This is a genomic window from Buttiauxella gaviniae ATCC 51604 (genome assembly GCF_001654835.1).
Classification (GTDB): Bacteria; Pseudomonadota; Gammaproteobacteria; order Enterobacterales; family Enterobacteriaceae; genus Buttiauxella; species Buttiauxella gaviniae.
The window spans coordinates 241,818-262,907 of the sequence record NZ_LXEP01000003.1 but is presented as its reverse complement, the minus strand read 5'-3'; the positions used below and the strand labels follow the sequence as shown (position 1 = coordinate 262,907).

Genomic DNA, 21,090 nt, shown 5'->3' with positions numbered 1-21,090 from the left:
GCGTAATGAACATCCTGAAGCATTTTATCAATGGGCAATATGTAGCAGGTTCTGAGGATAACCTCTTTGAGCTGGTCAGCCCGGTCAACGGAGAGACCTACGCACTGTCGCCAAGTGCAGGCCGTAGCGAGGTAGATCAGGCCTATAGCGCAGCGAAAAGCGCGTTTGCCGTCTGGAAACATTCCACCCCGTCCCAAAGACAGCTGGCACTGTTAAAACTGGCCGACGCGATTGAACACAATGTGGACCGACTCGCGCAAGCGCAAAGTCAGGAAACAGGGCAGTTACGCCACTTTATCGAAAAGGAAGAGATCGCAGCATCCTGCGATGCACTGCGTTTCTTTGCTGGTGCGGCGCGATGTCTTGAAGGCAAAGCCTCATACGAATATACCCCCGGTTTAACTTCAACTATTCGCCGCGAGCCGTTAGGGATTGTCGGCCAGGTCACGCCGTGGAACTACCCGTTTATGATGGCGGTGTGGAAAATTGCCCCGGCATTGGCCGCGGGGAACACCGTAGTGCTTAAACCTAGCGATACCACGCCTATTAGTACGTTAATTCTGGCAGAACTTGCCGCACCAATTTTCCCACAGGGCGCGTTTAACGTGTTGCTTGGCAAAGCAGAAACCGGCTCTCTCGTGGTATCGAGCACAGAAGCGTCGTTGGTTTCAATTACCGGCTCGGTTCGCGCAGGTTTACAGGTAGCGGCATCTGCTGCAGCAAACCTTACCAAGGCTCACCTCGAACTTGGCGGCAAAGCACCGGTTATCGTTTTTGCCGATGCCGATATTAATAAAGCGGTCGATATCATCACCACCGCGGGCTTCTTCAACGCAGGCCAGGATTGCACATCGGCGACGCGCATTCTGATTGAAGATTCGATTTATGAATCATTCCTCGAAAAGCTGGTAAGCAAAACCCGCGAAATCAAATTCGGCGTGCCGGAAGATAAGGATGCGCTGTACGGCGCACTGAACAGCCGCAATCAGTTAGAGCAGGTCAAAGGCTTTATTAGTCGACTGCCGGCGCACGCCAAAATCGAAACTGGCGGTAAGCCTGGTGCTGGCCCTGGTTTTTATTTTGAACCGACGATTATTTCCGGCCTTGAACAACGCGACGAGGCTATCCAGCACGAAGTCTTTGGCCCGGTGATGACCGTACAGAGATTCTCCTCAGAAGAAGAGGCGCTGGATAAGGCCAACGACGTGGAATATGGCCTGGCATCCAGTGTCTGGACCAGTAATCACGGCCGCGCCCAACGCTTCAGCATGCGTCTCGATTTTGGCACGGTGTGGATTAACAACCATATTCCGCTGTGCGCTGAAATGCCCCATGGCGGCTTCAAGAAATCCGGTTACGGGAAGGACTTGTCATCCTACTCGCTGGATGAGTACACCCGTGTGAAACACATTATGTGCGATACCTCTGACTCTTAATATTAAGGTGATGAAATGAAAGCAATAAAAGTTGCCGTACTCTCCTTCGCTCTATTCTCAAATCTGGCGCTGGCGGATGTTTCCCCGTTGACGGTGGTTAAAGATTATATGTCCGCCTGGAACGCCCATGATTCGGCAAAAGCTGCACAATATTTAGCCTCAGACGTGGTTTATTACGATGCAGCAAATGGCACGCCGGTTAACGGGAAGGCAAACGCGGAAAAAGACGTTATAGGTGCTTTTATTAAAGCCGTGCCGGACCTGACATGGAAAATGACCAGCAAGCCGGTCTATGACCACGACACCATCGCCTTCCGCTGGGAGTTTAGCGGTAAAAATAGTGGTGAGTGGGCTGGCAGCCCGGCTACCAATAACCCGATTAAATTTGAAGGCGTCAGCTATATCACCGTCAATAACGGCAAGATTACATGGCAAGGCGATTACTACGACTCCAGGAAACTGGATGAAGAATTAAAACCACAGGCTAAATAAGTAAGGTCTTTTATGTCCATAACCAGACGTGATTTTCTCAACGGAGTTGCCATCACTATTGCTGCAGGGTTAACACCTCTTGACCTTGCCAAAGCTGCCGGTAATGCTCGCGCGGTTATCGGGGAGGATTACTATCCGCCCCAACTTACCGGATTGCGCGGTAACCATCCCGGTTCATTCGAGATGGCGCACGCAATTGGCCGTGACCATGAAAAATTCAGCACAGACCATCTTCCGATTGAAGAAGAGTACGATCTGGTTATTGTCGGCGGCGGGTTAAGCGGCCTTGCGGCAGCCAGTTTCTGGCACGACCTGATGGGTAAAGAGAGCAAAGTGCTGGTGCTTGATAATCATGATGATTTTGGCGGCCACGCGAAGCGCAATGAATTTAACGCCGGTGGCAAAAAAATCATTGGTTACGGCGGTAGCGAAGCTTTTCAGTCGCCAACGCGTAACTTTAGCCCGGTGGTAAATGGCCTGATGTCCAAGGTTGGCGTTAGCATAGCGCGCATGAAGCAGAGCTTTGAGGTCAATTTTTACCCCGACTTAAATCTGAGTCGTGGGGTTTTCTTCGACAAAAAGAACTTCGGTGAAACCAAAATTGTCGGCGGCGATCCTGGGCGCGCAGTCGCCGATGATATCCCGCCAGACAGACTCAATGGCCGCAGCCTTGAGGCATTTATCAATGATTTCCCGTTAAGTGAGAACGACCGCAAAGCCATTCTGGATTTGTACGTCAATCCGCAGGATTACCTGAAAGGGATGTCGGTAGACGAGAAAACCGAATGGATGGACACCCATAGCTACCGCGATTTCCTGGTGGAGAAAGTGGGTCTGAGCAAAATGGCCATCATGTATTTCCAACAGCGCACCAATGACTTCTTTGCTATCGGCATTGAAGGCGTGAGTTGTGGTGATGCGCGCACTTGCGCATTGCCGGGAATGGACAAGATGGGCCTGCCTCCTCTTGATGAAGAATCCCTTGCCGATTTGGAAGAGCCTTATGTTTATCATTTACCGGATGGTAATGCGGGCCTGGCTCGTTTGATAGTCAGGCACCTGGTGCCCGAAGCGCTACCTGGCAACACGATGGAAGACTCCATCACCTCCAGGCTGAATTATCAAAAACTCGACAACAAAGAGAACAGCACCCGCATTCGCCTGAGCAGCATTGTGATTAATGCGGCTAATACCGATGATGGCGTGGTCGTGACCTACGTTAATGACGGCAAAGCGCATCGCGTCAAAGGGCGTAAGGCCATCATGGCGGGCTACAACATGATGATCCCGTATCTGGTGCCTGAAACCCCGGAAGAGCAAAAGGCTGACTTGCGCCTGAACGTCAAAGCGCCGCTGGTATACACCAATGTGGTGGTCAAGAACTGGCATGCTTTTACCAAACTCGGTATCCACGAATTCTATTCTCCTGCGGCCCCTTACAGCCGCGTGAAGCTCGACTATCCGGTGAGCATGGGAAGTTATCACCACCCGCAAAATCCGGATGAACCTATGTGCCTGCACATGGTTTATGTGCCCACATACCCGGGCAGCAAAATGAGTGCCCGTGAACAGTTCCGCCAGGGGCGAGCTTATTTACTTGGCACCACTTTTGATGCTCATGAAAAGATGATCCGCGAACAGCTTCAGGAAATGTTGGGGCAAACCGGGTTTGATCATGAACGGGATATCACCGCTATAACCGTGAACCGCTGGGCTCATGGCTACGCTTATTACGCCAGCGCGTTGTTCGATGATATGGATAAGATGCCGGAAATTATTAAGCGGGCGCGTAAGCCTATCGGGCGAATCGCGATTGCTAACTCCGATTCAGATTGGGACGCCTATGCGCATACTGCGATTGACCAGGCGTGGCGCGCGGTCAATGAACTCAAGGCGATGGGATGAGCTGACATGAAACAGACTTTATTAGCTATCGGATGCATTTTATATACCGGCCATGCAGCGGCTATCTCAACGGGTGAATATATGGCAAAGGTCTCGGACTGTGTGGCTTGCCATACCGCCGAAGGTGGCCAACCGATGGCGGGAGGGAAACAATTTTCCACGCCGCTTGGGAATATTTACGCTACTAACATTACGCCAGATAAAACCACCGGCATTGGTCAGTATTCGTATGAAGATTTTGAGAAGGCAGTAAGGCAGGGGATTGCGAAAGATGGTCATCCACTCTATCCCGCAATGCCTTATCCGTCGTATGCCAGAATGTCCGATAAAGACATCCACGATCTCTATGACTATTTCATGAAAGAGGTTCCCGCCGCTGACGTGAAAAATAAAGAGAATGATATTCCATGGCTGCTCTCCGCCAGGTGGCCACTGCATATCTGGAATTGGTTATATGTTGAGGATGCTCATCCTGATAATACAGCGCCAAAAACTACGGAGCAGGATAAAGAATTACTGGCCCGAGGTGCATATTTGGTTGAAGGTCCAGGCCATTGCGGTGCCTGTCATACCCCAAGAGGCGTCTCAATGGAGGAAAAAGCCTATAATGGGGCCAGCGATATTTATCTTAGTGGTGCAACGATTGATGGCTGGTATGCGCCATCACTACGAAATATCTCGATGCCATCGGAGGAATTAAAAGATCTTCTGCGGGTGGGAAGAAGCCAGCATGGAGCAATTTCGGGGCCAATGAGTGAAGTCGTTACGCAAAGTACGCAATATCTTACCGATGGTGATTTAGATGCTATTTCCTTTTATTTGCTGAATTTCAACCATAAAAATTCAACGCCTGTTGCAAAGGATGGTTCAATAAATTATTCACCGACGGATGGGAAAACACTCTATTCAATGTATTGTTCGACCTGCCATGGTGATGACGGTAAAGGTAAAGATTTTACCGTACCTTCTTTAGTGAATAACTCAATAGTCACGGCGAAAGATCCAGCGTCATTGATCTCGGTTATTTATCAAGGTGCGCAAACACCGCAAACCAAGGGTAATATTTCCTTTAGAATGCCAGCATATAAAGATTCAATGTCAGCTGATGAAATGGCTAATGTGGTTAATTATGTAAGAGGGAGTTGGGGAAGTGGTACAGCGCCTATCAGTAAGGATGATGTTGTGAGAGTCAAAGAAGCGCAGAAATAATTATTTATTGCTAGAGTGGGTGGTGTAATTGCTTATCCACTCTGGCAAACAGATCACCATAGCAACCAACTATTAACGAATAACCTTCCTCACCTTAACTAATGGCAGGGAAGATATTGACATCTACATCAGCCAAAGTTTTATTTATGGATAATTCTTTAATCTTGCTGGCTTATGTGTCATCTTCAGCGCGCATAAGGTTGTGTGGCTCATCATCAATGATGGCAAAGTTCAAGGTATTGGGTATATAGGCTCTATATTGGCATTTCAAATGAAAAAATATTTACCTCTGTTCTTTATTATGTGCACATTTCCAGCATTTTATACTCATGCTAATGATAGCCTTGTGAATATAAAGAAAAATCACAAAATAACATTAAGCTATTCGTATAATGATTTCCCTTTCTCATATATTGATAATGCCAAGCCAGTTGGCATGGTAATTGATATATGTCGTGATGTTATTGGTCAGTTAGAAAAAGAGTTAAATATCCCTCACATTGAGATTAATTGGGTCGGGGAAAAACAGAACGTAACTTTACAAAAAGTAAAGGGGCATGCTGTTGATATGACATGTTCGGCAATTACCCGTACAGATGTTCGGCTTAAAACTTATAATTTCTCTAATCCCTATTTTATTACTACGACTGTATTACTTTCTAAGAAAAGTGAATCTGTACAGCAAGCAAGTCAGCTACGCGGCAAAACAATAGCGGCTGTTTCTGGTGGTTCCGCCATTGAGCGTATTAACAACCTGAACCATAAACTGGATTATTCGCTTCTGATGGTAACGACGCCAGATTTTGCATCGGCTTTAGAACTCCTTAAGTCTGAAACCGTCAAAATGTTAGCTAACGACGAGGTTTTACTCGCTGCATTTAAAGCCGGGGACCCCGAAAATTATGCCATCAGTTATGTCGATTTCGGCGCTACGGATGCTTATGGATTAATGATGGCAAAAGATTCCGTTGAATTAACCGATCTGGTTAATAAGTCATTAGGCGAAATAATCAACAGTGGAAGGTACGTCGAACTATATAACAAATGGTTTATGTCGCCCGTTCCGCCATTGCAGAAAAATTTGCATATGCCAATGAGTAAAGTATTACAGCACTATGTGAAAGCAAGCGCGCCAGGCGCGGCATACCGTACGTTGTCACCTGAGTAGCAGTAGGGTTCGCCGCCGCGCGTCTTCTGATAACTGCTCAAGGCCTGGATAGGTATCTTCATTCGCCATTTTTTCATCCGACACGACATTACCTGGTTCTTTGACCTCTGGTGACTCCTCCTCTGGAACGGCTTCCGATTCTGCTTCTGGTTCGGCAGGCAAAGGCTGTGTGTTAAACGCCAGCGTGTTGCTGATATTGCGCCAGGGTTGAGTTGCCTGGTGTGGTACTTCAACTCTTTTGACAGTCGGCGGATAATCCTCACTTTAGCGGCGAGAGGCGTATTATGCTGCGCCCGGAACAAGTGGTTATTTCGCCACTTAAGGGCGATTCAGAACCTCAGCCTGTTGTGACGATCATTGATGTGGATTTTACTGGTTATCTTTAGACGCTGACGCTGTCCTCACCGGGTTGGCCCATACCTTTGCAGGTGAAAACTATCAGCCAGCAAAACTGGCAAGTTGGGATGGCGGTGAAACTTGCAGTCAACGGTCATGCCTGCGTTCTGGCGGATTAAAGTTGGCAATTACCGCGTAAAACCGCCGTCACCCACCTGGGCTTGCGCACACCATTTCATTAATTGAGCGGTGCCCACTTCACCTTCGGTGGGTGCCCAGGTGGCAGCGTCTTGTTCTGCAATGGGCTGATAGCCACCGTGTTTCACTTCAAAAATTACACCGCCCTTATCCAGTGACAACACTGTGTGCCAGGTTCCGGCGTCCATCTCCAGCGCCTTGCACTCTTCGCCTAAAACAACGCGGCGAGTCACTGCGCCGTGATCATCAAAATTCAATACCAGAAAGCGGCCGCTGAGTGATATCAACAGTTCAAACGTGTGGGGATGGCGGTGGGGACGAACATAGGTTCCCGGCTCCATGGCAACAGCCAGTCGCTGCACCGGGTCGCTCAATTCGGGATGAAAATTACGGTGAGTGCGTAAGCGAGGGGAGTTTGCCGCCAGCTCACTTTGCTGTTGCATATCACTGAAAGTAATCTGTTTCATATAGGCCTTTATAAAGTTATGCGGCAACCCTGATTGCGGTTGCCGCAAAGCGTTATGCCTCTACCCGCGGTGAGTTAACCCCGGCATTCGCGGAATAAATCGCTGCCCGACTGGTAGACACTGGTGCTGATGTCCCAAAGCCCGAGAACCGATGAGAACAGGTTGTCATGGGAGTACGGTTTTTTCGCCGCGTTATCTTGTAAACAAGAGATGTTGATGTGTTTCTCGGCGATAAAGCCCGGTGACATCCACACCTGCATCGGGATATGCGTTTGCTGATCCGGGGCCAGTTTGTACGGCGTACCATGTAGATACAGGCCACTTTCCCCTAATGACTCACCGTGATCGGAAACGTACAGCAGCACGGTGTTGTACTGGTCACTGTATTTTTTCAGCTTCTCAATCATTTGCGCTAACACATAGTCGGTGTGGCGAATGGTGTTGTCGTAGGTATTGACCAACTGCTCTTGGGTACAGTTTTCAATATCGCTGCGTGAACACTCCGGCATGAAGTGACGATGCTCTGCTGGGTAACGCTGGTAATAGGTCGGCCCATGGCTGCCAATCATATGGAAGGCGACCAGTTTGTCTCCGGCCATTTTGGCCACTTCAGCATCAAGATTTTCCAGCATCACATCGTCATAACAGGTTTTGCCATCACACAGTTTCGGGTTATCGGTTGGCTTGATTTCGATAGTCGGAATGCGGCTACACACACCTTTACAGCCTCCATCATTCTCTTTCCAGAGCACAGCAACCCCCGTTTTATGCACAATATCGAGGAAGTTATCGCTGTTGTACGCTTTCTTGCCGTCGTACTCGGTGCGGTTCATATTCGAGAACATGCACGGTACGGAAACTGCGGTGGCGGTGCCACAGGAGTGAACATCTTTAAATGAGATAACGCCGCCGGATTGGCTGGTAAAGGCGTTGGTATCACGCGAGTAACCGTTCATCGAGAAATTCTGGCTACGGGCCGTTTCACCAATCACCAGAAACATCAGCGTTGGTTTTTCTTTATTGGCAACACGTTTGGCGTCATCGCCCAGCGACTGGAAGGGTTCTTTGGTCGTAAAGTACGTATCCTTCAGATAGCGAACGGTGCTGTAGACGTAGTTAGCCGGAATAATTTCTTTGTTAAGCGTTGAGTTGTTACGCCCAACCGAGGCGTAATCCTGGTAGTAAAGCGCTGCAACACCTGCAATAAGCGCCAGCGATGCCACCATCGACAACAAGCGATAGGCAATGCCCTTGTACCATCTTGCTGGATATTCAATTTTAATTAAAAACAATAAGATAGCAGGCAGTACACCGGTCAAAAGAATCCATAAAATTATCGAACCATTCAGATAGGAATGAGCTTCTTGCGGGTTCGTTTCAATGATGTTTTCAATCATTGATTGATCAAACATCACTTTATATTTCAGCGTGGCGTAACTGACCATTGAGCCAGTAATTAGCAGAAAGGCAAAAAATGGCTTCAATAGAAAGCGAATAGAGAAGGGCATGAAGACGAAATTGAGAGCCGCAACTAACACGAAAGGTATGGAGATAACGAAACCGATTTTTACATGCTCAAGATGGGTCAAAATATCGTAAAAATGCAGTAACACGGGCCAGTTGAGTAAGAAGGCAAAGACTACCGCCAGCAGTAAAATCAGCGGGATGACCTTCATCCTGAAAAGTACGGGCATTAACATCTCCAACAGGTTCATTTTTATACTATTGATACACAGGCGAGCAGGATGGGTTTGCCATCGGCATTTCTACTGTAGACCACAAGCGGCGTATGTGTGAGTGTGATTATTAACGACCAACCTTAATTTAACCTTAATGTATTCCATATCATAAAAGCTAAACGGCTATTCAATGAATTCAGATAAAGAAAAGAAGTGGGGAACTTTTTGGTTTTCGGCTTTTGTGGCAATTCTGTGAACTTAATTGCCGGGTGTTTATCTCGATTTATTTATTCAAATTATTCATATCTTAATATTGGCCTAAGAAATCTCTGCTAAGTTGGTTTTAATTTAACAGTGGTTTAGATAGCAGCATTGTGAATCAATCATGTTGTGCTTTTATTTAATTAACCTGCTTCATGATTAATACAGTTTCTACTTAATTACAGGGATATCCAATGAGTGAATTTCTGCCCTTCTCACGCCCCGCTATGGGGCAAGAAGAACTCGCTGCTGTGAGTGAAGTTTTGCAGTCTGGTTGGATAACAACAGGCCCCAAAAATCAGGCTCTCGAAGAGGCATTTTGCGAGTTAACAGGCAATAAGCACGCCATTGCAGTCAGCTCTGCGACGGCGGGCATGCATGTCGCATTGATGGCATTGGGTATCCAGGCTGGTGATGAAGTGATTACTCCTTCTTTGACCTGGGTTTCCACACTGAACATGATTGTGTTGTTAGGTGCCGAACCGGTGATGATCGATGTTGACCGCGATACCCTGATGGTAACGCCTGAAAGCATTGAAGCGGCCATTACACCACGCACACGAGCCATTATTCCTGTGCACTACGCTGGGGCTCCAGCAGATATCGACGCCATCCGCGCGGTAGGTGAACGTCACGGAATTCCTGTAATTGAAGATGCAGCACATGCCGCTGGAACCCACTATAAAGGCAAGCATGTAGGCGACCGTGGGACGGCAATTTTCTCCTTCCACGCCATTAAAAACATGACTTGTGCTGAGGGCGGGTTGATTGTCACTGACGACGATCAGTTTGCAAACCGGATGCGTAGTCTGAAGTTTCACGGACTCGGTGTTGATGCTTTTGACCGCCAGACCCAGGGGCGCGCTCCACAGGCAGAAGTGATCACTCCAGGGTACAAATACAATCTCGCAGATATTAATGCAGCCATTGCCCTGGTGCAGTTAAACAAACTTGAACAACATAACGCGCGGCGTACTGAAATAGCTGAACGTTATTTAGCTGAGTTGGTCAACACGCCTTATTTACCGCTAATTCATCCTCAATGGGCACATAAACACGCCTGGCATCTTTTTATTTTACGTATTGATGAATCTCGTTGTGGAATTACCCGTAATGAATTTATGGGGGCTTTAAAAGATAAGGGTATTGGCACTGGGCTGCATTTCCGAGCCGCGCATACACAGAAGTACTACCGCGAACGCTATCCAACACTCTCTTTACCTGATACCGAATGGAACAGCGATCGTATTTGCTCCATTCCGTTATTTCCAACGATGTCAGATGACGACGTCTCACGCGTAATCAACGCATTACGTGAAGTTGCAGGAAAATAATATGATGACCCCTTTACCGATCCACAAAGTCTCCGTAGTTATCCCGATTTATAACGAGCAAGAAAGCATACCCGAACTTATCAGGCGCACTACGGCCGCCTGCGAAACCTTGGGTAAGGATTACGAAATTTTGCTGGTCGATGACGGCAGCAGCGATGAATCCGCTTCCATGTTGAATGATGCGGCCCAATTGCCCGGTAGCCATATTGTTGCGGTGTTGCTCAACCGTAATTACGGCCAACACAACGCGATAATGGCTGGGTTTAGCCACGTCACCGGGGATTTGATTGTTACCCTCGACGCAGATTTGCAAAACCCGCCGGAAGAGATCCCACGTCTGGTGGCAAAAGCTGATGAAGGCTACGACGTGGTGGGGACAGTACGCCAGAACCGCCAGGATACCTGGTTCCGTAAGCGTGCTTCGCGCCTGATTAACCGCCTGATTCAAAGCACTACCGGCAAAGCGATGGGGGATTATGGCTGCATGTTGCGCGCCTATCGCCGCCATATCATCGACGCGATGCTTAATTGCCATGAACGCAGCACTTTTATTCCTATTCTGGCAAACACCTTTGCCCGTAAAGCGACCGAGATCCCGGTACATCACGCCGAGCGTGAGTTTGGCGATTCCAAATACAGCTTTATGCGTTTAATTAACCTTATGTACGACCTGGTGACCTGCCTGACCACCACGCCACTGCGCATGCTCAGTGTGTTCGGCAGCATCATCGCGGTACTGGGCTTTACGCTTTCAGTTCTGCTGGTTGTTTTACGTCTTGCCTTCGGGCCGCAATGGGCGGCAGAAGGGGTGTTCATGCTATTTGCGGTGCTGTTTATGTTTATCGGCGCGCAATTCGTGGGCATGGGACTGCTGGGTGAATACATCGGCCGTATTTATACCGATGTCCGCGCCCGCCCTCGTTATTTTATTCAGCGCGTAGTTAGCCGCGACTCAGTTTCAACTTCAGAGGAAAATCATCAATGAAAGCTGTTGTATTTGCTTATCACGACATTGGGTGTGCAGGCATTAATGCACTGGTAGCTGCCGGTTATGACATTACAGCTATTTACACCCACCCTGATTCACCTTCTGAAAACCATTTTTTTGGGTCAGTGGCTCGCACCGCCGCAGAACATGGCATTCCAGTTTATGCCCCGGATGATGTGAATCACCCTTTGTGGGTTGATCGTATTAAATCCGCTCAGCCCGATGTGATTTTCTCGTTTTACTACCGCAATTTGCTGTGCGATGAAATTCTCAATAGCGCGACGGTAGGGGCCTTTAACCTGCATGGTTCGTTGCTGCCGCATTACCGTGGCCGTGCACCGCTGAACTGGGTGCTGGTGAAAGGCGAAACTGAAACGGGCGTCACGCTGCATCGTATGGTTAGCCGTGCAGATGCTGGTGCCATTGTTGCGCAACATCGAGTGGCTATTGCCCCGGAAGAAACGGCCTTAACGCTGCATCATAAATTAACTAACGCGGCGTCCCACCTGCTGGAAGGTATTCTTCCGGTTATCAAAACTGGGTATTTCCCACAGGTTGAGCAAGACCACAGCGAAGCGACCGTTTTTGGCCGTCGCACGCCACAGGATGGCTGCATTAACTGGCAATCTCCGGCGAACGAAATTAACAATCTGATTCGCGCGGTGACCGATCCTTGGCCGGGTGCATTTAGCTATGTGGGTGGCGCTAAATTTGTTGTCTGGAAAGGGCGTGTGCTCGAAGGGCTTCAGTCTGCGAAAGCGGGAACAGTGTTATCTGTAAGTCCGCTTGTTATTGCCACCGGTGGCGGTGCACTGGAAATCGTTACTGGTCAAACCGAAAACGGCGTCTACATGCAGGGTTCTCAACTGGCGCAAACCCTTGGCCTGGTAGCGGGTGCTTTGCTCAGTAACCAGCCGGTATCCGCAATAAAACGTCGCACTCGCGTGCTGATCCTCGGAGTGAATGGTTTTATCGGCAACCACCTGACCGAACGCCTGTTGCAGGACGATAACTTCGAAGTTTACGGCCTGGATATCGGTTCTGATGCTATTAGTCGTTTCATCGGCAATGAGCGTTTCCACTTTGTGGAAGGTGATATCAGTATTCACTCCGAATGGATTGAGTATCACATTAAGAAATGTGATGTCGTGCTGCCGCTGGTTGCCATCGCCACACCAATTGAATACACCCGTAACCCGCTGCGTGTGTTTGAGCTGGATTTTGAAGAAAACCTCAAAATCATTCGTGACTGCGTGAAGTATCAAAAACGCATTATCTTCCCATCTACGTCGGAAGTTTATGGTATGAGCACCGACAAAGTGTTCGATGAAGATAACTCGAACCTGATTGTTGGACCTATCAATAAACAGCGCTGGATTTACTCGGTTTCTAAACAGCTTCTTGACCGCGTTATCTGGGCATATGGCGAAAAAGAGGGCTTACGTTTCACGCTTTTCCGTCCGTTTAACTGGATGGGTCCACGCCTGGATAACCTTAATGCCGCACGTATCGGTAGCTCGCGCGCAATTACCCAATTGATTCTTAACCTGGTCGAAGGCTCGCCGATTAAGTTGATTGATGGTGGTAAACAAAAACGCTGCTTTACTGATATCAGCGATGGTATCGAAGCGTTGTTCCGCATTATCGAGAATAAAAACAGCAACTGTGATGGGCAAATCATCAACATTGGTAACCCGGATAACGAAGCGAGTATTAAAGAACTGGCGCAAATGCTGCTGGAGAGCTTTGAAAAGCACCCATTGCGTAGCCATTTCCCGCCGTTTTCCGGTTTCCGTGAAGTGGAAAGCAGCACTTATTACGGCAAGGGTTACCAGGATGTGGAACACCGCAAGCCAAGCATTCGCAATGCCCATCGTTTATTGAATTGGAAACCTACGGTTGAAATGGAACAAACCATTGATGAGACCCTGGATTTCTTCCTTAAAACAGTTGAACTGACGGAACCTCAGGCATGAGAAAAGTTGGCCTGCGCATTGATGTAGATACATGGCGGGGTACCCAACAAGGGGTTCCGCATCTCCTTGAGATCTTAAGTTTGCACGGTATTCAGGCCACATTTTTCTTCAGCGTCGGCCCGGATAACATGGGCCGCCATTTGTGGCGGCTGGTGAAACCGCAATTCTTGTGGAAGATGCTGCGCTCTAAAGCGGCATCGCTCTACGGTTGGGATATTCTGCTGGCGGGAACCGCATGGCCTGGGCGCAAAATTGGCGCAGGCAATGCAGAGATAATCTCGGCGGCGGCAGATCATCATGAAGTCGGCTTGCACGCCTGGGATCACTTCGCGTGGCAAACCTGGGCGGGTGTCTGGGACAACAATCATCTCGAGACGCAAATTCGTCTCGGGATGGACACCCTGGCGCAAATTATCGAACAACCCGTGACATGTTCAGCAGTTGCTGGCTGGCGAGCAGACCAGCGGGTCGTGCGGGCAAAAGAGCCATTCGGCTTCAGCTACAACAGCGATTGCCGTGGAACAACACCCTTTCTACCGTTACTTCCTGATGGCAGTACGGGGACGGTGCAAATTCCGGTAACGCTCCCAACCTGGGATGAAGTGATTGGCGAGGGTGTCAGTCGTGAAGGCTATAACCGTTTTATCCTTGATCGCATTAAACAAGATGCCGGAACCCCGGTGTATACCATCCACGCTGAAGTGGAAGGGATTGTAATGCGTAAGGATTTTAGTGAGTTGCTCACCATGGCTGCGCAGGAAGGTATTCAGTTTTGCCCATTGAGCGAACTGTTACCTGAAGATTTATCTACATTGCCGTTGGGCAAAGTGGTGCGTGGTGTTATTTCTGGCCGCGAAGGCTGGCTGGGTTGCCAATCCCCATCATAATTCAAGCTGCGGGGTGTTGGCTGCAACTCGAATTATTTTGGGCACATTTGGGTATAGATGGATGAAATCAGTCAAATATTCGCTTTTTCTGATCCTGGGTTTTGCATTGCTTTACCTGCTGCCATTGGAATTTCGCGCGCTCTGGCAACCGGATGAAACGCGCTATGCGGAGATAAGCCGGGAAATGCTGGCTGCGGGGAACTGGATTGTCCCGCATTTTCTGGATGTACGTTATTTTGAGAAACCTGTTGCCGGATACTGGATCAATAACCTCAGCCAACTGATCTTCGGCCATAACAACTTTGCGGTACGTTTTGGGTCCGTTTTCTCCATTACGCTCAGTGCGCTAATGGTGGCCTGGCTGGCATTTCGTTTATGGCGAGATAAAACAGTCGCAGTGCTCTCAGGTGTCATATTCATGACCTGCCTGCTGGTTTACGGTGTCGGCACCTATGCGGTTCTTGACCCGATGATCACACTCTGGCTGGCTGCTGCTATGTGCAGTTTCTGGTGGGCGGTAAATGCGCAAACGACGGCGGCAAAAGCAGGGGGCTATTTGTTGCTTGGCCTCGTTTGCGGCATGGGGGTTATGACAAAAGGTTTTCTGGCGCTAGCCGTCCCAGTATTAGGCGTGTTGCCGTGGGTGATTGCACAAAAACGCTGGAAAGAGGTGCTGTTGTTCGGGCCACTTGCAGTATTGAGTGCGACTGTCATTACCTTGCCATGGGCACTGGCTATCGCTAAAGCGGAGCCAACTTTCTGGCACTATTTCTTCTGGGTTGAGCATATCCAACGCTTTGCTGAGAAAGATGCGCAGCATAAAGCGCCATTCTGGTATTACATCCCGTTCCTGATTGCCGGATGTTTGCCGTGGGTTGCTTTGTTGCCAGGCGCGTTAACGCGTGGCTGGCAAGAGCGCAAAATAGAGAGCGGAACGCTTTATGTCCTGGGTTGGGTGGTCATGCCGCTGCTATTTTTCAGTATCGCGAAAGGTAAGCTGCCAACCTATATTCTGCCGTGCTTCGCACCGCTGGCTATCTTGCTTGCACGCCACGCGACACAACTGGCTGCATCTGCAAAAACGCTAAAAGTGAATGGCTGGATTAACACTGTTTTTGGTGGGATTTGTACGCTGGTTATCCTGTTGGTGCTGGCACCATGGGGGCTTGCGAAACATCCGGTCTATGCCAGCAATGAAGTACTCAAAGTGATTCAGGCCAGCATCGCGTTTCTGGTTTGGGCACTGGTGGGGTATTTCACCACGCGCAACCACGCGAAACTCTGGCAGTGGGCCGCACTGTGTCCACTTGGCCTGGCACTACTGGTTGGCGGGGTTGTTCCAGACAAAGTTATCGATTCTAAACTTCCGCAGCCCTTTATCGATGTGGTACGCCCGGAACTGGAAAACAGCCGCTACATTCTTGCCGACAGTGTTGGCGTTGGTGCCGGCATTGCCTGGGAGCTAAAGCGTGATGACATTACGATGTATGCAAAACCAGGTGAGCTGAACTACGGCCTGACAAACTTCGCTGATGCCAAAGATAACTTTGTCTCTCGCGAAGACTTTGCCAACTGGCTGGCAACTCACCGTAAAGAAGGGAATGTTTCTTTGGTTATGTTGCTGTCGAAAAACAAAGTGCCAGAAGATAATGATGTACCTGCGCCAGACCAACTCTATCGCAAAGGGCGCTTTGTTCTCTTCTTCTACGAACAAACGCCATGAGTTATTTGCTGATTGTGCTGGCCAGCCTATTGAGTTGTGGAGGCCAGCTTTGCCAAAAACAGGCCACCTGGCGGCCAGGTCGCCGCCACTTATTCGGCTGGCTGGCATTAAGCGTTACGTTACTCGGTTGCGCTATGCTGTTGTGGTTGCTGGTCTTACAGCGCATCCCCGTCAGCGTGGCCTACCCGATGCTAAGCCTGAATTTCATATTTATCACTCTTGCTGCGCGCTTTATCTGGCATGAGGTTGTTTCGCTTCGCCATTGGTTGGGGATTTTGTTGATTATCGTTGGGATCTCCATTCTGGGAGGAACTGCCTGATGGGCTACTTCTGGGCATTGATGAGCGTGCTGTTAGTTAGTTGCGCGCAGCTCATCATGAAATGGGCGATGATGGCACTGCCCCCGGTTGAAAAGCACGACGAACTGTTTGCCGCTTTTATGAGTGCAACCCCTGGCGCGCAAGCGTTGCTAGTCGGGTTACTTGCCTACGTCTTTTCAATGGCTTGTTGGTTTTTTGCATTGCGGCAAATAGCGCTGAGTAAAGCTTACCCGCTACTGAGTCTAAGTTATGTTCTGGTGTGGGCTGCGGCCATTTGGGTTCCGTGGCTGGGCGAGAGTTTCAGTATGGGCAAACTTGTCGGCGTGAGCGTGATTTTCCTCGGATTGTTGTTGGTTTGTCTGCCAGAAAAAAATTGATTACGCGTATATGCTTTTTCCTTCTAATTGATACCTTTTTGGTTTTATAAACCACAACAGGCATCCTGCTATAGTCGTTTCATTACACATTGGCAGTTATTTTTTAAGGAAAAAAGCGTGCGATTGACGATACCTCACTTACGGATTGGGGCTGTCTTGTTGGCAGGTTTGATGCTGGCGGGCTGTGACCAACAAAGCAGTAATGCGAAACATATTAAAGTCGGTGTGATTAACGGCGCAGAGCAGGATGTGGCTGAAGTCGCGAAAAAAGTCGCTAAAGAGAAGTATGGCCTGGATGTGGAATTGGTCGGGTTCAGCGGTTCATTGCTACCAAATGACTCCACCAACCATGGTGAGTTAGATGCCAACGTTTTCCAGCATCGCCCATTCCTCGAGCAAGACAACAAAGCGCATAACTACAAGTTAGTGGCCGTGGGTAATACCTTCGTGTTCCCAATGGCCGGTTATTCGAAAAAAATTAAGACGGTAGATCAGCTACAAGACGGTGCCACTGTTGCAATCCCGAATGACCCAACCAATCTGGGGCGTGCTCTTCTGCTGCTGCAAAAAGAAAAGCTTATCACCCTGAAAGAGGGTAAAGGACTGCTGCCGACCGCGTTGGATATTACTGAAAACCCACGCCATCTGAACATTATGGAGTTGGAAGGGGCACAGCTACCACGCGTGTTAGACGATGCGAAAGTTGATGTGGCGATTATTAGTACGACTTACATCCAGCAAACAGGCTTGTCGCCGGTGCACGATAGCGTCTTTATCGAAGATAAAAACTCGCCATATGTGAACATCCTGGTTGCTCGTGAAGACAACAAAGATGCGGAAAATGTGAAAGAGTTCCTGCAATCTTATCAGTCACCAGAGGTCGCGAAAGCGGCTGAAACTATCTTTAATGGTGGGGCCGTTCCTGGCTGGTGATCACTGAAATCATTGAAAAATAGTAGGTTGATGGGCTGTTGCTAACAGCCCATTTTGTTATTTACGACCCAGCAAGAAGCCAAATACCACACCAACCGCCGCGGCAATCGCTAAACCGGCAATAGGGTTGGTTGACACCTGATCCCGCACATTATCTGTTGCATCTCTTACTGCGTAACTGGCTTGCGACGCATACTTTCTGGCCGCACCCTTAAATTCATCATCAGGGTTATTGGTATGTCTGCCATATAACTCCCTGGCAGTACCTGCTGCTTCGTTGAGTTTGTCTGTTGTTTTGTCAAACATACTGAGCTCCTTAGATTTAATTGCGCAACTAAGTGTAGTTGAGAGAATCGGAGAGAAATGTTTTAAACCGAGAATTCAGACAATGAGAAAAAAAGAGGTATTTTGAACGGGTGTAAAGTCAGTGCAGGAGGTGAACTTGTCAAATTCTGAGGAACTACAACAGCTTTATATTCGGGCCAGTGAGAAAACTCTCGCTAAGTGGGCAACGCATCCCGATATCGGGCGAGTGCGTGAAGAGGCTTTTTACGAGCCACATAAGCTTGCGATTACGAGCGGAATACAGCCCGCGCTGACTCCGCCATTGAGCCAACTTCTGCATGAGTTACATGAACTTGTACATAACGACTCGCTCGCTGATGTTATGCCTTACACCGGGCTGCATTTTACTTTTTTTGCTATCACAATGCCGCTTTATCAGTTCCGCGACATATCGATGCTCGATCAGCAATTACCGGCTATTTTCGCCGAACATGCGCAGAACCTGGTTGCCACTATTAGCAATCTGCGGCTGGTGGCGTTACCTAATCAATTGCTGATTGCAGGAACACCAGACGTCGAAAGTCAGTCGGCTAAAGCAGCCTTTGCGCGCCAACTGCTGGATTCGCCCTGGCGTGAGAAGTTGCGTGACCGACATGGTGACATCCCATTACCCCCGCCGTTCTGGCACAGCACACTCTTACGCTATCAGGCAGAGTTTATTCCTCAACGCTTCAGAGACTATTTTCTTGCCCATCAATCCCATAATTACGGCAATGTTACTGCGCAAGTTCAACTGGCATTTACCAATTACAACTGGACGGAAGTTCATAGCGTTAGCGGTGATTAATCAAGATGGCAGGAAAAACTGGCAACTGCACCTTCGCGCAGTTGCCAGTTTTTAGAGGCAGAAAGACGTATCAAATTAACTCGGGCAACCCTTTCAGGAGTTTATCGAGCGTAACGGGATAATCTCTCACCCGCACACCTGTTGCGTTATAGACGGCATTGGCGATGGCAGCGCTCACGCCACACAACCCCAGCTCACCGACACCTTTGGCTTTCATGGGTGAGGAGACCGGATCGGCATCGTCGAGGAAAATCACCTCCTGCACGGGGATATCGGCATATACCGGTACTTCGTAGCCAGCAAGGTCGTGGTTAACGAAATAACCTAGTCTAGTATCGACGGCTAGCTCCTCCATTAGCGCAGCCCCGACCCCCATCGTCATCGCACCAATAACCTGGCTGCGGGCTGTTTTAGGGTTAAGTATTCGGCCAGCAGCGCACACTGCTAACATTCGGCGAACGCGCGTTTCCCCGGTTGCAATATCCACTCCGACTTCAACGAAATGCGCTGCAAAAGTGGATTGCTGGAATTTTTTTTCGAGCTCACCAAATTCTATGTCATCCTCAACCGTCAGCGTCCCTATTGCAGCAGCCTCATTAAGAGGGGCTGAGCGGTCACCTACGCGTATTTGTTCATGACTAAACACCGCGTGTTGCGGATCAAAGCCCAGTTTGTTTGCCACGCCCTCGCGCAACTTCACACAAGCAGCATAAACCCCAGCCGTTGAACTATTGGCACCCCATTGACCGCCTGAACCTGCCGAAACCGGGAAATCTGAATCCCCCAACCGCACCACGACTTTTTCCAGCGGCACGCCCAACATTTCCGCGGCTGTCTGGGCAATGATGGTGTAACTGCCGGTGCCGATATCCGTCATATCGGTTTCAACGGTGACGATGCCTTGTGCATCAAGATGAACGCGCGCGCCCGATTTCATCACCAGGTTGTTACGAAAACCTGCCGCAACACCCATGCCGACAAGCCAACGCCCATCGCGGATTTGTGCAGGCTGAGCGTTGCGCTGCTTCCAGCCAAAGTGGTCGGCTCCGGTACGCAGGCATTCAACCAGCTGGCGGCGTGAAAAGAATCGCTCAGGGTTTGCAGGGTCAACCTGGGTATCGTTGAGAATGCGAAACTCAACCGGGTCGATACCCACTTTTGCTGCCACCTCATCAATAGCGATTTCCAGTGCCATCAATCCCGGCGCTTCTCCTGGTGCGCGCATGGCATTGCCTTCTGGCAGGTCAAGTTTTGCCAGACGCAGCCCGGTATGGCGGTTGGCACCGGCATACAGCAACTCGCTTTGCTGAACGGCTGTTTCCGATGGACCTCCAGCAAGATTACCTGACCAACTCTCATGTGAGATTGCGCTAATCCGCCCGGTGTTATCCGTGCCGATGCGAAGATGTTGAATAGTTGCCGGGCGGTGAGTGGTGTTATTGGGAATAAAGGGTCTTTGCAAAGCAATTTTGACGGGGCGTTTTGCCGCGCGAGCACCAAGGGCCGCCAGCAGCGCATCGCTACGTAAGAACAGCTTCCCACCAAAACCACCGCCAATATAGGGCGAAAACACCCGTATATTTTCTTTGGCGAGCTTCAGGGTTTTTGCCAGGTCACTACGACACCAGTCAATCATCTGATTGGAAGTCCATAGGGTTAGTTTATTTCCATCCCACGCAGCCATTGAGGCGTGCGGTTCCATCGCCATGTGGCTTTGATCCGGGGTGGTGTAGGTGGCATCAAACTGCACCGCACATGCGGCAAAGGCACTGGCAAAATCACCGGTTGATTTGTCAGGCTCTTCTTCAGTTGCTGTGGTAACGCGGGGTTTTTCCTCGGCAAGATTGTATGCACCCTGTTCGCGGCGATAATCGACCTTAATCAATTCTGCCGCCGCACGAGCTTGCTCGAAGGTTTCTGCGACCACCACGGCAATAGCCTGGTGATAGTGTTCAATCGTCGGGCCTGCGAGTAGCTTTGCCGGGTTTTTTTCACCTTTTCCAAGCGGGCCGGCATTATCCGCCGTCACAATAGTTATCACGCCCGGGGCATTGCGCGCTGCTTCTAAATCAATTGAGTTGATATGCCCTTTAGCAATGGCGGAGCCCACCACATAGCCATATGCCACATTGGCTGCTTCGTTATGCCATTCGTAGGCATAGTGAGCAGTGCCGGTCGTTTTCAGGTGGCCATCAATACGGTCATGGGGCTGCCCAACAACGGTGAGCTGGTCTATTGGGTTATCTTTTTCCGGAGTATCAAATTTCAT

General features: G+C 49.3%; 18 protein-coding genes. 14 read left to right on the top strand and 4 right to left on the bottom strand.

Annotation, left to right across the window (positions count from 1 at the left end):
- Nucleotides 1-5 precede the first annotated feature (5 nt).
- The 5 genes from M977_RS01675 (at nt 6) to M977_RS01655 (ending at nt 6,210) form a co-directional block, all read left to right on the top strand.
- Nucleotides 6-1,436 carry a gamma-aminobutyraldehyde dehydrogenase gene (locus tag M977_RS01675; RefSeq protein WP_064511811.1) on the top strand — a complete coding sequence of 477 codons (1,431 nt, stop codon included), beginning with the start codon at nt 6-8 and terminating at the stop codon, nt 1,434-1,436.
- 15 nt (nt 1,437-1,451) lie between these two features.
- Complete coding sequence (locus M977_RS01670) at nt 1,452-1,928, top strand: ester cyclase (RefSeq protein WP_064511810.1); 477 nt, start codon at nt 1,452-1,454, stop codon at nt 1,926-1,928.
- A 12-nt stretch (nt 1,929-1,940) separates the two neighbouring features.
- On the top strand, nt 1,941-3,833 hold the full coding sequence (locus M977_RS01665) for an NAD(P)/FAD-dependent oxidoreductase (protein WP_064511809.1): 1,893 nt from the start codon (nt 1,941-1,943) through the stop codon (nt 3,831-3,833).
- Between the two features lie 6 nt (nt 3,834-3,839).
- Nucleotides 3,840-5,042 (top strand): cytochrome c, encoded by a 1,203-nt coding sequence (locus tag M977_RS01660; RefSeq protein WP_064511808.1) that lies wholly within the window; start codon nt 3,840-3,842, stop codon nt 5,040-5,042.
- 202 nt (nt 5,043-5,244) lie between these two features.
- On the top strand, nt 5,245-6,210 hold the full coding sequence (locus tag M977_RS01655) for a transporter substrate-binding domain-containing protein (RefSeq protein ID WP_157092021.1): 966 nt from the start codon (nt 5,245-5,247) through the stop codon (nt 6,208-6,210).
- A gap of 524 nt (nt 6,211-6,734) precedes the next feature.
- Here the strand turns inward: M977_RS01655 and M977_RS01650 are convergent.
- Together M977_RS01650 and M977_RS01645 are read right to left on the bottom strand one after the other, a co-directional pair.
- The gene (locus M977_RS01650) at nt 6,735-7,211 is read right to left on the bottom strand and encodes a WbuC family cupin fold metalloprotein (protein ID WP_064511806.1); all 477 of its coding nucleotides are present in this window, start codon (nt 7,209-7,211) and stop codon (nt 6,735-6,737) included.
- Between the two features lie 74 nt (nt 7,212-7,285).
- On the bottom strand, nt 7,286-8,905 hold the full coding sequence (locus tag M977_RS01645) for a phosphoethanolamine transferase (RefSeq protein WP_064511805.1): 1,620 nt from the start codon (nt 8,903-8,905) through the stop codon (nt 7,286-7,288).
- 440 nt (nt 8,906-9,345) lie between these two features.
- Between M977_RS01645 and arnB the strand changes: the two genes are divergently transcribed.
- The 8 genes from arnB to nlpA all read left to right on the top strand — a co-directional run bounded on the left by arnB (nt 9,346) and on the right by nlpA (nt 17,689).
- Nucleotides 9,346-10,485 (top strand): UDP-4-amino-4-deoxy-L-arabinose aminotransferase, encoded by a 1,140-nt coding sequence (gene arnB / locus M977_RS01640; protein WP_064511804.1) that lies wholly within the window; start codon nt 9,346-9,348, stop codon nt 10,483-10,485.
- A gap of 1 nt (nt 10,486) precedes the next feature.
- Entirely contained in the window at nt 10,487-11,470 is a 984-nt protein-coding gene (gene arnC, locus M977_RS01635) for an undecaprenyl-phosphate 4-deoxy-4-formamido-L-arabinose transferase (RefSeq protein ID WP_064511803.1), read from the top strand.
- A complete protein-coding gene (arnA, locus tag M977_RS01630) occupies nt 11,467-13,449 on the top strand; it encodes a bifunctional UDP-4-amino-4-deoxy-L-arabinose formyltransferase/UDP-glucuronic acid oxidase ArnA (protein ID WP_064511802.1) in 1,983 nt (660 codons plus the stop codon). Before arnC ends, arnA begins: the two co-directional genes overlap by 4 nt.
- The gene (arnD, locus tag M977_RS01625; RefSeq protein WP_064511801.1) at nt 13,446-14,336 is read left to right on the top strand and encodes a 4-deoxy-4-formamido-L-arabinose-phosphoundecaprenol deformylase; all 891 of its coding nucleotides are present in this window, start codon (nt 13,446-13,448) and stop codon (nt 14,334-14,336) included. Before arnA ends, arnD begins: the two co-directional genes overlap by 4 nt.
- 61 nt (nt 14,337-14,397) lie before the next feature.
- On the top strand, nt 14,398-16,059 hold the full coding sequence (arnT, locus tag M977_RS01620; RefSeq protein ID WP_064511800.1) for a lipid IV(A) 4-amino-4-deoxy-L-arabinosyltransferase: 1,662 nt from the start codon (nt 14,398-14,400) through the stop codon (nt 16,057-16,059).
- The gene (arnE, locus tag M977_RS01615; protein ID WP_064511799.1) at nt 16,056-16,379 is read left to right on the top strand and encodes a 4-amino-4-deoxy-L-arabinose-phosphoundecaprenol flippase subunit ArnE; all 324 of its coding nucleotides are present in this window, start codon (nt 16,056-16,058) and stop codon (nt 16,377-16,379) included. Before arnT ends, arnE begins: the two co-directional genes overlap by 4 nt.
- Nucleotides 16,376-16,756: a 4-amino-4-deoxy-L-arabinose-phosphoundecaprenol flippase subunit ArnF gene (gene arnF / locus M977_RS01610; protein ID WP_074391969.1), complete on the top strand. Its 381-nt coding sequence runs from the start codon at nt 16,376-16,378 to the stop codon at nt 16,754-16,756. Before arnE ends, arnF begins: the two co-directional genes overlap by 4 nt.
- Nucleotides 16,757-16,873: 117 nt before the next feature.
- Nucleotides 16,874-17,689 (top strand): lipoprotein NlpA, encoded by an 816-nt coding sequence (nlpA, locus tag M977_RS01605; RefSeq protein ID WP_064511797.1) that lies wholly within the window; start codon nt 16,874-16,876, stop codon nt 17,687-17,689.
- Between the two features lie 57 nt (nt 17,690-17,746).
- Here the strand turns inward: nlpA and M977_RS01600 are convergent, their stop codons facing one another.
- Nucleotides 17,747-17,995 (bottom strand): ElaB/YgaM/YqjD family protein, encoded by a 249-nt coding sequence (locus M977_RS01600; RefSeq protein WP_064511796.1) that lies wholly within the window; start codon nt 17,993-17,995, stop codon nt 17,747-17,749.
- Nucleotides 17,996-18,131: 136 nt separating this feature from the next.
- Here M977_RS01600 and M977_RS01595 point away from each other — a divergent pair, with 136 nt between their 5' ends.
- Nucleotides 18,132-18,821, top strand: a complete 690-nt coding sequence (locus tag M977_RS01595) for a hypothetical protein (protein WP_064511795.1) — start codon at nt 18,132-18,134, stop codon at nt 18,819-18,821.
- A gap of 70 nt (nt 18,822-18,891) precedes the next feature.
- Here M977_RS01595 and paoC read toward each other — a convergent pair whose 3' ends face one another.
- A complete protein-coding gene (gene paoC, locus M977_RS01590; protein ID WP_064511794.1) occupies nt 18,892-21,090 on the bottom strand; it encodes an aldehyde oxidoreductase molybdenum-binding subunit PaoC in 2,199 nt (732 codons plus the stop codon).